Below are 13,742 nucleotides of genomic sequence, written 5' to 3'. Positions count from 1 at the left end.
CGATGATCCACGTCGCCATGGGGAGCCTGTTGTTGCGCCGTATCAGCCATTAAAGCAAATTATCAAACGGACTCTAACACCGAGCAGACGCAGCTTTTCGAGGTCAATCTGATTTGCAGATGGATCATCTTGTGAAAGGTACAGCGTAGGGAACGCCCCTTTGGGGTATACGTCACTGACACCCAGTCTTTGTGCAGGGGCAAGTTTAACAGCTGAATAGAAAAAATCGAGATATGCCGCCATCGTTGCAGAATTCATAGAACTGATTTCCTGAATGCCAAAAGCTGAGCTCAGTTCAGGATATAGGCCGGTTTGTCCAAAATTTAGCGTGCGGTGAAGCCCTATGTTTTCTTTTACGAACTGTATTGCGCTAGGTGGTGCACTGAAAAGATCACTTCGTGGGAGCCTGACCATCTTCGCGTCTACAGCGAGTTCCCCAAACATAACCATGGCAAGCGCAATCGTTACCGCGACTCTGGTCTTGGAGGTCCCCAAACGTGGCACAGCGAAGAGCAGGGTGAATAAGACACACAACCCAAGCATACCAATTAAGACTTCTCTTTTATATCGACCACACATAGATGACGGCTGCAAGAAAAGTGCCCAGAGCAACGGCAACCGGTAAAACTCTTGCATTATCGCTTTTAATATTATCTATTCCATAACCAATAAGAAACGACATTGGTATAACTATGCACGGCCACCAATATTGATATCCAATATTTCCAATCACCGGAATCTTAGAAAAAATATACTCAATAAGCTCCGGAGCAAAAAGTCGCACCAATGTGCCAAACACAATTGAAACACACGCAATACTAATCCAACTAATTTTTCCGCTTTTTGGGATTGCCGTCACAGCAAAGAGAACCCCGATGAGCCCCAAATGATATACGGTATTCCACGGAAAAGATCTGTATCCGTAGTAGTATAATCGAGCCTTGCTCTCCATTGCATTATACGATTCAAAGAAAAGACTCGGAGAAAAAAAGGAAGTAATGGCCTGAGGAAAAAATATTCCAAAAAACACCCTTTTTGAGTAATCATCCAACGTTCCTGAAAATTCCAAATTCTCAATTAAAGGAATGTAGATAGGCGAAACTATCAATGCCGCAATGAATACACCTACGAGCATCGGCCAAATCGACTCAACGAAACTTTTCAACAAATTGCTTTCTCGGGCGAGCTTTGTAGCCAGATACGCACCAGAAATAACACCAACCGCTATGAGAGTTGTAATCGTGGTTGGCATGAAAGTGAACGACAAGATTGCTGCGAGCTAAAGCGCAAAGATGCTGACCGTACCAGCTGTCGCCCGGGTTATAACCGATAATGTCGCGAGCAGAAGAAGAGGAGCGAGAGGATAGGAAAGCGTAACATTAGAGCCGAGCGACGCAGTTGAATAGCCGTTCAACAGAAAAAAGGTGCATACCCCTACCGCGCCCAGTTCAGACATTTCTAAATATGTTCGAGCGCAAATGTAAATTGAAACGAGCCCGACAAAGTACGATGCTAGAAAGATAAAATTATACGCGAGACTACCGCCACCAACAAGCGAATAGAGAAGCGTGAACAAGGATAGCTTCAAATCGACCAAGGTTTCTGGCCCTAAAGCGCCACTTCCGGAAAATGGGTTCTAATATAAAGAATCGCCACTCCAAAGGGTAGACTTTACAAACTCCGCCATAGGCTCTGACTGAAAGGCTGCGCCACCATTATCAGCTTGCCCGCTCCACCACTGCGTGTGCCGAGGAACAGGAAAGGGCGCCGAGGACCTCAGTCCACTAAGCGCACCGTTCAGCTGGTCCGTCACGCGAATGCTGGCACCACCAAAAATGACGTCAGAAAACGTTAGCGCGAGCAATAATAGCGCTACAAAAACGCCCGATAAGGAATGGATTCGCCTTGATTGCATCAATGTGCTTTTCATTGAAACAGCACTCAAAACCAGTATACTATTTTACGTCTATGAAGAAAGGCCCGCAGCAAACAGTAACCAAATCCAATACCTTCTTTGTGAAAAATAAATTTGGACACTCCGCGCGCCCGAACCCCTTGTGCACCATGGATATACTTAATTTCACCACCTGTTAGAATAGATTTAAAAGTAATCTCTGGGCCAATACCGAATCTATTCTGTGCCAATCCAATTCCTAATGCCTGGCGCCGTTTGAACATTTTAAATGCATAGGTCGAATCTGGAATATACTGCCCCAGAGCAATGCGAACGCCAATTCTGAAGAAAAATTGAAAGAATTTATACTTAAAGGGAATTGTATTTGCATCACCATCAGCTAAATAACGGGAGCACTGCGCCAATGTAGCCCCCTTCTCCATCTCTTCATATAGCTGTGGGATGAGTGAAATCGGGTCAACAGCATCGGCGGAGACAAAAATACAGTATCGTCCAACTCCATGAGCAGCACCATATCTGACGACCGCGCCATATCCACGTCGGTGCAGATCACGAACGAGGGGACAACGATCGTAAGATCAACGCTGGCTTTATTTCCCATACTCTATTCGCTTCCATGTAAATACTTATGTCTACTCCAAAATATAAAATAGAGTAAGACGCTACTACGGGGTGCTATGGCATTGAAAATTATTAAGGTCAAGTTGAGTTTGAGTTTGAGGCAAGGACCAGAGCGAAACCGACGTTGGCAGAGACTTGAAATTTATTCAAACAGGTGCCATTGTTGCAATCGAGGTAAAATGGAGGCGGTTGGTCCAACGTTGTTAATTTAGTTATATTTCTTTTTTTCTCAAGTGTATTCCTTTTTGAACGCGACAATAGAAAATTTTCTATCAAAGTCCCAACAGCGCAAAGTTTTACTTTTTTCTGCGGCTGAAAGTTTCACAGGCGCGGGGTAATGCGACATTGGACGCCTTGGTAGGCTAAGGATGAATTGAATGAAGAACACAATTTCCAGTCCGACATTGTATCCTGAAACTTGGGTCACGCTCGAGAGAATCGCTGAGCTCGATTTTAACGAATTGGTTTACCCGCACAGACCCACAATCAGCGCCGTAGATTTCATCGATGAAAGGCATGAAGAAATCGCCCGCGCCAAGACTGGAATGCATCAAATTGATGTGTGCATCGATATCGGCATCGAGGGTTATTTGACGCATGGCGACGCGCTGAAGCTCTACGAGATGGCCGCTCTCGGGAAAGGGGACATCCTGGAACTTGGAACGCATAAGGGACTTTCTACCACCATTTTACTCGAAGCGCTTTCAAAGCGGTCAGATTGTATATTGGAAACTATTGATATAGACTTGGCTACCAATATCCAAGCTCGGGAGAGTATAGCAGCACGCGTCGGTACCGACCGCGTCAATTTTGTTGTGATGGATGCTACGCTTCGGTTGGATGAACTCGTTAAAATGGACCGTAAGTTCGGGTTCGTTTTTGTGGATCATTGACGCGGCTACGACGCCACCTACGAAGCAGCTTCCAGATTACAAAATCTTTTACTTGATGATGGTTTTGTTCTTTTTCATGATGTAATCAATCCCGGAAACGCGGATTCGGATCATCCGTACGGTGTATTCCAAGCAATTGAAGACACAATTCTTAAAGATTCTCGGTTTGTATTCTGCGGTAATTTCGGTTGTTGCTCATTGTATCAGTTCAATGAAGAAAAAACGCCGTCTGCATCTGATACTCACGAAGAATCTCGGCTCAAATCGAATGACTTTATAAGGAAATAGAAAAGCAAAGTTTTTGTTCGTTAACACTGTAACATGTCCCTTTTAACACGCGGTTGATGCGTCTGCTACAAGACAACTCTCCTCTGGGCCGTAAAAATGCTTGTCATAGCCGACGAAAAATCAGGACCATATAAAAATCGCCTTTGCTAAACCTATCCTCCCTTAGGTAAAGATGTACACGGCTGTTTTAGTGGTTAATGCAGAGAAAAGATCTTGGAAAAAATACGAACGGGTGATGCCATCACTGACCAACAATTAACAAACGTTAGTACCGTAAACGCAAAGGCAGAAGCACAGCGAGATGGCCGTGATATTGGGCTGGACTTCGTTCGATTAGTCGCGGCCGTCATGGTGATAGCAGTACATTCAACCGGCGAGTATTTTTATCACATTGATAATGGATGGACCACGGTCAACATCATCGACAGTTTTTCACGAATCTGCGTACCATTGTTTTTTATGGTCAGCGGTGCCGTTTTACTTACAAGGAAAGACAAGGCTTCAAAGACATTTGACCGGATAATAAAGTTCCTGATCCCTCTCGCGTTCTGGTCTGCTATTTATCTCCTTTGGTATCACGAAACTGGGATGCTGTGGGGGTATTCATGGCCGACGGCAGCTCCGTCTCTATTTTCATTATCAGCACTTCGATATTTTTTATTGGGGCCGGTAGTATTCCACTTTTGGTTTTTGTATACCTTAATGGGCCTTTATATTTTTCTCCCTGTTTTACAATCTTTTTATGCCAAATCGGATAAGTTACAAAAGTACATTTACTTGGCAGCTTGGTTTGTTGGCGCCTCACTATTGCCGACAATCGCCAAAACGACAGAAACTAGATGGCTTGGTATAGATCTATCTTACTTTCCACTCTACGCCGGCTATATGCTGGCTGGCGCTGTGTTGCTAGCAATTACGGAAAGCCGAAAGTTGTTTCTCATTGGCTTGGTAACGTATTTTGCAAGTTCTAGCCTGACGGCGTTATTTACGGCGATTTATTCCAGTACTGGAGATAAAACAGAGCTATTTTACAGTTACGAAACTACGACCGTTGTGATCGCGGCGTTGGGCGCATTCGTATTTCTACGGTACCTGGGACAACGACTTCCATTGCGTATGCAGCCCGTCATAAAGAGTGCTTCAGTCAGATTATCCTTTGGAATATACATCGTTCACGCAATAGTTTTGCGATACATCATAGATATATTTAATTTTACGCAAATAAAATACGCTTATTTTGAAATCCCCGTTCTTATTATATTGGTTTTTATTGTCAGTGGAGCTATAACCTTTGCTGTGCGCCTGCTACCTTACGGTAACAAACTTTTTCCCTGATTAAGTTGAGAATATTCCTCGCCCCGCCGCTGTTAGGCGGGACGACTCAAATCTCGCCCAATTGTTTTTTAGTTCTTATGCCAGACCGTGCGGTTTACATAATCTACGTAGCTGAGAACGACACGTAGTATCTGCTTTGATACCGGCCCAGCTTTATAATCACCAACTGTACGGAACACGCTCTCGCGATGTTGATCTGTAACGATAGCCACAGCTTCAAGTACCCTTGTGCTGCGCAAGCCACTCATGACTAATGTTCCGACGTCCATTCCCTCAGGCCGCTCATGCGCATTACGCAACGTAATGGCAGGAAGATTGAGAAGGGACGCCTCCTCAGTAATCGTGCCGCTGTCTGACAGCACACAAAAAGCCGACATTTGCAAACGAATATAGTCAACGAAGCCAAAGGGTTTCATAAAATGCAACAACGGGTGTTCAATCGGTTCACCCAGAGCATCCAGTCGCTTTCTCGTCCGAGGATGAGTGGAAATCAGTATCGGATAACCATACTGTTCAGCCAAGTCTTTGAGGGTCTGCAACAAATCCAGTAGGTTTTCTGGCGCATCCACATTCTCTTCGCGATGGAGGCTCACAATAAAATACTTGCTTTTTTCGAGTTGCATACGATCGAGCACGTCGGACGCAGCAATCTTCGGCATATAGAAATCTAGGACTTCCTGCATGTGGGAGCCGCTCTTAATGATCGTCTCCGGTCGAATGCCTTCGGCAATCAGATAGCGACGCGCATGTTCCGTCAATACGAGATTGATATCACTGAGGTGATCCAGAACCTTTCGGTTCAATTCTTCGGGCACTCGTTGGTCGAAGCAGCGATTACCCGCTTCCATATGAAAAACGGGAATCTTGCGACGTTTGGCGGCGATGACGGCAAGACACGTGTTCGTGTCGCCATAAAGCATCAACGCATCCGGCTTTTCCATTTCAAGAACTTCATCTGTTTTGGAGATAACGTCCGCAATGGTTTTCGCTGCAGTTTCCCCGGCAGCCCCCAGAAAATAATCAGGTTTCCGAATTTCCAAGTCGTCAAAAAAAACCTGATTGAGTTCATAGTCATAGTTTTGGCCGGAATGCACAAGCACGTGGTTCACATGCGCGTCAAGTTCTGCAATCACACGGCTCATCTTGATAAGTTCCGGTCGTGTGCCAACCAGAGTCATGACCTTCAACATGGCATTTCCTGCTTTCGGTAACATATAGTCGATTGAAAACCGTCTCTACGATACGAGCTCTTGCTGTATATAATCCAGTGATAGAAGTAACTTCTTAACACCCTCTACATTCAGCCGCTCTGTATTGTGAGATGTATAGTCATCAATCTCCGATATCTTTTGCTCACCTTCAACAAAATACTTGTTATAATTTAGATCTCTATTGTCTGCTGGAATGCGATAGTAACGGCCAAGGTCTTGGGCTTTCGCCATTTCTTCGCGCGCAACGAGTGTTTCGTAAAGTTTTTCTCCATGACGGGTACCGATAACCTTAATTGGGTTGCTGGCATTGAACAAATCCTTCAACGCAAGCGCCAAATCCTCCAGTGTTGACGCCGGGGCCTTCTGGACGAAAATGTCACCTTGGGAGCCGTTTTCGTACGCATGCAGCACCAGATCAACCGAGTCCTCAAGTGACATCAGGAAGCGCGTCATATGCGGGTCAGTAATTGTTAACTGTCGTCCAGCTTTAATCTGGCTAATAAAAAGTGGGATGACCGATCCACGCGAGGCCATGACATTGCCGTAACGAGTAGCGCAGAGGACAGAGCCGCCGTTCATCATGCGCGACTTCGCGACAACCACCTTTTCTGCCATGGCTTTAGACAAGCCCATAGCATTGATCGGGTAAACTGCCTTGTCGGTACTCAGAAATACAACGCGCTGCACACCCTTTTCCGCCGCAGCCGTTAGAACATTTTCCGTTCCAAGCACATTCGTCCGCAACGCTTCCATCGGGTAAAACTCGCAAGATGGAACCTGCTTCAACGCCGCGGCATGGAAGACATAATCCACGCCGGTCATTGCATCCCTTATACTGTCATAGTTGCGCACGTCACCGATGAAGAATTTCAGCTTCTCGTTATTGAGTTCAATGCGCATATCTTCTTGTTTCTTTTCGTCACGGCTGAAGATACGAATCTCCTTTACCGCCGTATCAAGAAAGCGGCGCAGGACAGCATTTCCAAAAGAACCGGTACCGCCCGTAATAAGAAGGGTCTTGTCGTTAAACATTCTATTTATCTCCACGGAAATCTGTTTCGTGCATGCGCTTAATCAACTCAGGCCACTCAGCAGCAATATAACCTGTCGCCCCGGAAAATTTCGACGAGTCCAGCGAACGATCAATGCTGACGCTATCATCCGGAATGATTGTAATTTCTTTTTTATATTCGGCGGCAATCAATCGCAAAAGCTCGTACTTTGAAATTGCCTTGGCTGAGACATGGTACAGTCCACAGAGCGTAGGAGTTTCGATAACTACGTCTCTTATGACAGCGGCCAATTCGCAGGTCGGAAGGCCGGAAAAAATCGCCTTCTCATAACCTTTAACCTGATCTTTCTGCGACAGAAACCAATCGACCAATGAATTAGAAGATGTAAGCTCGCGTCCAATGATTGATGTTCTTAAAGTTACAGCGTTCTGATATTCGGTGACTTCGCCCAGATGTTTGGAGACGCCGTAAAGATCTGTCGCATCTGCTGTGCTTTCTTCCGTGTATTTTCCTTTTGACCCAGAGAAAACACAGTCCGTACTGATATGTATTACGCGTGCCCCAGATAGCGCAGCGAGACGGACTAACTTATGCGGAAAGAGTGCATTTAGCGGCAAGGCCACCAAAGGATCCTTCGAAGCTGCGAGCTGCTTAATCAGACCAACGCAGTTGATAATTACATCAGGTTTAACCGCACCTAACAGTGCAACCAGAGAATCACTATCAAGGACATCAATACCAGAAATGATGTCGACTTGCTGCTCGACCGAAAAATAGCGCATCAAGGAAGCGTTTCGTACTGTTGCCACTGCATGGTGGTTCGCTGCTCCATGCAACGCTCGAAACACCGCACTCCCAAGCATACCGCTAGCGCCCAGAACAAGCGTTTTCTTCCTAGTCACTTTGGCGAGCTCCTATCCTGGTTTCAAGGATTTTGATCAGTCTTATAGCTGCATTACCTGCTTCGAAGTGGGTTTCAAAGTACTGACGGCCCGCCAGCCCTATTTCCACCCTTTTCTGTTCTGGCATGGAGTACAAGGTCATAATCGATTTGACCAGCCCCAAACCATCTTCAGCTTCCACGACGAGGCCGCAACCCGCAGTTTTGATAATGTTGGCACCCTCGCCGTTCAATGCACCAACGATAGGCTTTCCCGCCTGCATGTAGGCCTGAACCTTGCTCGGCACCACGGTTCTGAGAACCGGCTCGTTTTTCAGCGTCACCAGGAGCGCCCCTGCACGCTGAAATACTGCCGGCATGAGTGATCGCTCGACCTGACCGGTCATGCAAATGTTGTGCAGCCCTCTACTCACTATCAATTGACGCAAGCGGTCCGCTTCGCTACCGGTGCCAATAATGACGAAACGGATTTGCGGATGATCCCGCAAATGGCACGCCGCCTCTAAAATAGTCTCAATAGATTGCGCGCGGCCGAGATTGCCTGCAAATACTATTGGAAAACAATCCTGAAAATTCACCTCTAGTTCAAGCGGCAATAAATGGTCGACATTTTCGACCGCAGGTGCTGGATTGGGAAAATAAACAAACTTCTCGCGATCCGCATGTTCTGCAACGGGCTGCTCAAATGCTGCGGACTGCAACAACAGCGTATCAGCTTGACTATAGATCATGCGCATCATGCGTCCAACCAACCAAAGCGCCAAGCGACTGTTCACAAACCCCGTAGCTGAAAGGCTTTCCGGCCAAATGTCCTGAATCCATAATGCTAAGTGAGCTTTCTTCTGTCGGGCAATCACGGTTGCGGGAATCGCCGCGGTTAAAGGTGAAACGCCGAAGAAAAGTACAGCGTCGAATGCACGCCCACGTAATAGACTTGGGAAACGCAGAAGGCCCGACACCACAAATGATAAATAATTTAGGGACAACGCTATAGCACCCGCACGGCCCCTCGGTCGGATAGGCACCCTGATAACTTCAACACATCCGGCAAAAACGTCGCGGTCTATTCCAGAGAGAGTGTAACCGTCGGCAATTTGGCCGCTCGGATAATTGGGCTTCCCCGTTACGACCGTAATTTTGTGTCCTTGTCGCGCTAGTGACAGGGCAAGATCATTTATAACAAATGATTCAGGCCAAAAATACTGTGAGACGATCAGAATGCGCATCACTTCAACCGTGATCAACCCAATCAGGACATGGTATTGAAGGCGATGCTAGCCATGCGTACGTCTCCAAATAGCGCTGTGCAATTATCTCCCAATTATACAGTTCCCGCGCATAGATGTGCGCTTTGTGTCGGATTGCAGACAAATGCGAGGCATCGAGACTGGTTGCAGCTCCCAAGGCATCGCGCAGTTGCCGTACGTCATTATCTATGATCCAGCCCAGCCCTGTCTCGCTGAGATCTGCCCATGGTGTTGCCTTGGTTGTTATGACCGGCAAACCGGCTGTTAGCGCTTCGGCAACGGTAATTCCAAAATTCTCCGAATAACTTGGCAGTACGTAAATCGACGCTTTTCGAAACACGTCCCAGCGTGCGGCTCCAAATACTGGAGGGAGCAGAGAGATATCGTTCAGGCCAGTGGCCGCTATTCGCTGCTTTAACGTTGCAACATAAGCTGCCTCGCCATGACCATGTATGTGTAAACGATAGCCATTCTTAGGTTGGAGAGCAATCCAGGCTTCAATGAGGTCAGGGACACCTTTCTTCGGATCAATGCGAGAAAAAAACAGGACAATACGTTCGCGTTCCTGTCCATTTTCATCAAGAGAGGAAAAACCCTCAAGATCAACACCATTGGCAATCGTGGCGATCGGGGGTTTAAGCCCTAGTTCCCGAAGTCGATGTAACTCCTGGACGGAGTTCACGACCAGTAGGTCGGCAGCTTGCAGAATACGCTTCTGATATAGCCACCAAGCAATGCGCTTCTTGGCATGTTTGTGATAGAACGCCCATGCTTCAAGAGCCCCGTGGGGGCTTATAGCGATACGAGCATTGCGCCGTCGCGCCTCTTTGAAAGCCCGATACTCGAACATTGTCCAGATACCATGGATATGCGCTATAGAACGCATCAAAGATACTGGCAGTTTCGCAAAACCCCGTCCGTCCATTCCAACAACATAGCCCATGTCAACAGGACTGCATGGTGCATTTCCACTGATGAAAACAGCATCAGCGCCACGGTTCGACAAACCTGTATGCACGGGGCGGGCGACATTAAGCATCCCCCCGCCAAAATGGCTAACATCGCGAACTACAGTAGTGATTCCCCATGTATTTTTAGCAGGAATGGTCGGCATTATCAGCGTTTGGTCGAGAAAGGGTGGCGCAAGATACTTAGGGCCTTATAAAGCCTACTCTCCTTGATTGCCTGCAACTCTCTTAAGTTTTTGGCATTTTGCGAGGAAAGCCTCGATATCTCCATTTGTAGACTTTCGGCAAGCGATATCTTTTCAGCCTCTAGCGATATCTTTTCAGCCTCTAGCGATATCTTTTCAGCCTCTAGCGATATCTTTTCAGCCTCTAGCGATTGATTCCGTTCCATTATTTCATTCATAGAGGTCTGTAATTTTTGAAGCGCAATCTCAGAGGGCAAAGGCCTCCGAATGTCTGAGATGTTTTTAGGGGGAGCAGATTGTTTCTGTTCGAAATTGCGAATAGCGAAAAAAGCTCCATGAGGCTTTTCCAACTGCTCCCCCTTGAAATTCTTATTGTGATAAGTTTCACAAACATAGAACTTCCATCCGGGCGAAAAATCTTCGGGCAACCACCCGGATTTATGTTCTTGCATTTCGCCACCCAATAGCCCCCAAGCGTCGGGTTCGCCGGCTTCCATATGCTGCGGCATAAACCCCAGAGGGGTGAAAATAACGGCTTGCCGACGTGCCACCCTTTCTATTTCCGAAATCACGTTAAAACCAACATCCTTTTCGAGATGCTCAATCACGTCCAGCAGAAAGATGCTGTCAATTGAATTGTCATGAAATGCCGCAAGGGTTTCAAGTGCGCCAAGCTTTACAATCAGAATGCTCTTGTCGTTCGCGTGCCTGTGTTGGAGAATATTCGAATATTCATCCCATGGCTCGGCCATGATATGAAGTTTGGGCCGAAAATAGTTCATCGGCACAATACCACAGCCAATATCGAGTACGATATCAGTCTCTTTAACAACAAAATCTATTTTATCGAGCAGCGACTGCGCATCTGGATAAAGTTCTTTGTCTGTTACTTTCATTTTCTATCTTTCACAATGGATGCCTGCATCGCAATTCATGCACTGCGTCACGTCGGTATAACCTCGGCCGTCACTGGTATCTTTATCATGACTCCAGTATTTATATCAGCATGGGAGTGAAAGATAATAGCTTCATGGATCCAGTGATGCTGAACGTGGCTCGCCAACGTTCCGCTAGCAACGGAAATGACGATTGAATAGGTGCCAGGCGCCAGCATCGGCATAACGAAACTGAACTGTGCTTGCGACTGAGCTCCCTTTTTTAGGTTGACGGGGCTAGATGCCGTACTCATAAAAGTGTTATCGCCAAATATGTACTGCCCAAGCCTGTCTTTGACCACAAAACCGGAGATGACTGACTTAATTTCATTTTTCGCCCGAAACTTCACCTGGATGCTAACAGATTCTCCGCCAGCTATCGTCTGCAGGGTTTTGCCGTCCTCGTCGCATAGCCTGCATTCCATAATTTCTGCGCCGCCGTCTCCGAAGCTGCGCTTATTTACTAGTGATTCCACGTCCGTAGAGATGTCCTCCTCAACGCCCCCCGCAACAAATTCATCAACAACGACCTGCGCGAGTTCAGTTTGAGATAGCGCCGCTTCGCTGACATTCGAGTGTTTTTGATACAGATAGGCGAGATACTCCTCGCAGACTTCTTTCGGATCACCCTGCGCCTTTATCATGCCGTGATGCAGCCAGATAACACGATCACAAAAACTCATCATTGCGCCGGTATCGTGGCTGACAAAGAAAATAGATCCGTGTTCCTGAAATTTACGCAGGAAGCGCATACATTTCTGCTGGAAGTAGGCGTCACCCACCGCCAACGCTTCGTCAATTATAAGAATATCTGCGTCAACATTGGCAATAACGCTGAAGGCAAGGCGAACGAACATGCCACTCGAATAGGTTTTCACTGGCTGATCAATATGCTCGCCGATTTCCGCGAACTCAATAATCGATGCCATGCGCTGTTCGATCTCCGCAGTGGTCAGCCCATATATTGCAGCGTTAAGATAGACGTTTTCACGGCCGGTGAAATCGGGATTGAATCCGGCCCCCAGTTCAAGCAAGGCCGCAACACGCCCTTCACTTTGAACGACACCGCTCGACGGCATCAAAGTGCCGCAGATAATCTGCAGTAAGGTGGACTTGCCTGAACCATTTTGCCCAATGATCCCGAGCGTCTCATGCGCACGCAAATTCAGGGAGACATCACGCAAAGCCCAAAATTCGCGATAACGCGGCATATCCGCAGCGACGCGAGGTATTACTCCGCCCAAAATAGGTGCGGCCAGACGCTTCAGCTTTGGAATCAACATCTGCTTCAACCGGTCCTCTGGTTTATTATACAGCAGATAGACCTTGGAGATATCTTCGGCTTCAATTACCGTGTCAGAGTACATCGGCAAATCCTTTTCGCGTGGCTTGAAACCAGCTGAACCCCAGAAAAAACACAACGATAGCGGCAACAGAATAAAGCCCCAACGCTGTCCAATCCGGCAGGACGCCCAGAATAGAAACACCGCGTAATTGCTCAACAATGACGGTTAGGGGGTTAGCGTAAAGAAAGGAGCGATAACCCTCTGGAACATTCTCGATCGGAAACAAGACAGGTGATGCAAACATAGCAACTGTCGATAGAATACCAACAAGATGAGTGAGATCGCGCACGAAGACCCCAGTTGCACTCAAAAAATATGAAAAGCCCAATATTAGAATTGTGTAGGGTGCTATAATCACTGGCAAGAAAATTATAGTGAGAGGAACACTACCCTGCAAATAGAAAAGCAGTAATGCCACCAGTAACATGCCGACGAAAAAGTTAATGACGGCTCCCAGAAGCGGTACAAGTGGCAGCAATTCGACAGGGAATACCACTTTCTTCACATAAGAGGCATTAGTGGTGATTAGGAGAGGTGCCCGGGTAATAAACTCCGCGAAAAATCCGTGAACTACAAGCCCCGTAAACAAGAGAATGACAAAATTACCTTTCGTATCTGGTCCTGCGCCCCAGCGCATTTTGAACACAAAAACAAAAACGAAAGAATAAAGCGCCAGCATCATAAGTGGATTGAGAACTGCCCAAGCGACGCCTAGTATGCCGTTCTTGTAGCGGACCGTGAAATCACGCTTCCATAATTGCACCAGCAAATTGCGGTGCGACCAGAAATTAGCCAACGCGGTCGCAGTCGAAGGCAATTTATTTACTTTATGTAATGTCATAAGCACGAATAACCTTTTGGAGGCAAATCAGGACGATATTGGC

At 46.9% G+C, this 13,742-nt stretch carries 13 protein-coding genes; 2 read left to right on the top strand and 11 right to left on the bottom strand.

Features of this window, described 5'->3' with window-relative positions; translation table 11 throughout:
• Positions 1-42 precede the first annotated feature (42 nt).
• The 3 genes from FIC94_RS21640 to FIC94_RS21630 all read right to left on the bottom strand — a co-directional run bounded on the left by FIC94_RS21640 (position 43) and on the right by FIC94_RS21630 (position 2,463).
• A complete protein-coding gene (locus FIC94_RS21640; RefSeq protein ID WP_140026383.1) occupies positions 43-258 on the bottom strand; it encodes a hypothetical protein in 216 nt (71 codons plus the stop codon).
• A 304-nt stretch (positions 259-562) separates the two neighbouring features.
• Complete coding sequence (locus FIC94_RS21635; RefSeq protein ID WP_140026382.1) at positions 563-1,252, bottom strand: hypothetical protein; 690 nt, start codon at positions 1,250-1,252, stop codon at positions 563-565.
• A 689-nt stretch (positions 1,253-1,941) separates the two neighbouring features.
• Entirely contained in the window at positions 1,942-2,463 is a 522-nt protein-coding gene (locus FIC94_RS21630) for a glycosyltransferase (RefSeq protein WP_140026381.1), read from the bottom strand.
• A gap of 450 nt (positions 2,464-2,913) precedes the next feature.
• Between FIC94_RS21630 and FIC94_RS21625 the strand changes: the two genes are divergently transcribed.
• Together FIC94_RS21625 and FIC94_RS21620 are read left to right on the top strand one after the other, a co-directional pair.
• Entirely contained in the window at positions 2,914-3,429 is a 516-nt protein-coding gene (locus tag FIC94_RS21625; protein ID WP_140026380.1) for a class I SAM-dependent methyltransferase, read from the top strand.
• A 501-nt stretch (positions 3,430-3,930) separates the two neighbouring features.
• Entirely contained in the window at positions 3,931-5,052 is a 1,122-nt protein-coding gene (locus FIC94_RS21620; RefSeq protein ID WP_140026379.1) for an acyltransferase, read from the top strand.
• Between the two features lie 68 nt (positions 5,053-5,120).
• Here the strand turns inward: FIC94_RS21620 and wecB are convergent, their stop codons facing one another.
• Genes wecB through FIC94_RS21580 form a run of 8 tightly spaced genes read right to left on the bottom strand, consistent with a single transcriptional unit; the run spans position 5,121 to position 13,699 of the window.
• On the bottom strand, positions 5,121-6,242 hold the full coding sequence (gene wecB, locus FIC94_RS21615) for a non-hydrolyzing UDP-N-acetylglucosamine 2-epimerase (RefSeq protein WP_140026378.1): 1,122 nt from the start codon (positions 6,240-6,242) through the stop codon (positions 5,121-5,123).
• 45 nt (positions 6,243-6,287) lie between these two features.
• Positions 6,288-7,295 carry a polysaccharide biosynthesis protein gene (locus tag FIC94_RS21610; RefSeq protein ID WP_140026377.1) on the bottom strand — a complete coding sequence of 336 codons (1,008 nt, stop codon included), beginning with the start codon at positions 7,293-7,295 and terminating at the stop codon, positions 6,288-6,290.
• A gap of 1 nt (position 7,296) precedes the next feature.
• A complete protein-coding gene (locus tag FIC94_RS21605) occupies positions 7,297-8,178 on the bottom strand; it encodes a dTDP-4-dehydrorhamnose reductase family protein (RefSeq protein WP_235892090.1) in 882 nt (293 codons plus the stop codon).
• Entirely contained in the window at positions 8,171-9,403 is a 1,233-nt protein-coding gene (locus FIC94_RS21600) for a glycosyltransferase family 4 protein (protein ID WP_140026376.1), read from the bottom strand. Before FIC94_RS21600 ends, FIC94_RS21605 begins: the two co-directional genes overlap by 8 nt.
• A gap of 4 nt (positions 9,404-9,407) precedes the next feature.
• On the bottom strand, positions 9,408-10,538 hold the full coding sequence (locus tag FIC94_RS21595) for a glycosyltransferase (RefSeq protein WP_140026375.1): 1,131 nt from the start codon (positions 10,536-10,538) through the stop codon (positions 9,408-9,410).
• 2 nt (positions 10,539-10,540) lie between these two features.
• Positions 10,541-11,473 carry a methyltransferase domain-containing protein gene (locus FIC94_RS21590; protein WP_140026374.1) on the bottom strand — a complete coding sequence of 311 codons (933 nt, stop codon included), beginning with the start codon at positions 11,471-11,473 and terminating at the stop codon, positions 10,541-10,543.
• 47 nt (positions 11,474-11,520) lie between these two features.
• Entirely contained in the window at positions 11,521-12,879 is a 1,359-nt protein-coding gene (locus FIC94_RS21585) for an ABC transporter ATP-binding protein (protein ID WP_140026373.1), read from the bottom strand.
• Complete coding sequence (locus FIC94_RS21580) at positions 12,869-13,699, bottom strand: ABC transporter permease (RefSeq protein ID WP_140026372.1); 831 nt, start codon at positions 13,697-13,699, stop codon at positions 12,869-12,871. The genes FIC94_RS21585 and FIC94_RS21580 overlap by 11 nt, the downstream gene beginning before the upstream one ends.
• Positions 13,700-13,742 lie beyond the last annotated feature (43 nt).

The organism is Ochrobactrum teleogrylli (assembly GCF_006376685.1).
GTDB classification, from domain to species: domain Bacteria; phylum Pseudomonadota; class Alphaproteobacteria; order Rhizobiales; family Rhizobiaceae; genus Brucella; species Brucella teleogrylli.
This window is presented reverse-complemented; position numbering and strand designations above follow the sequence as displayed.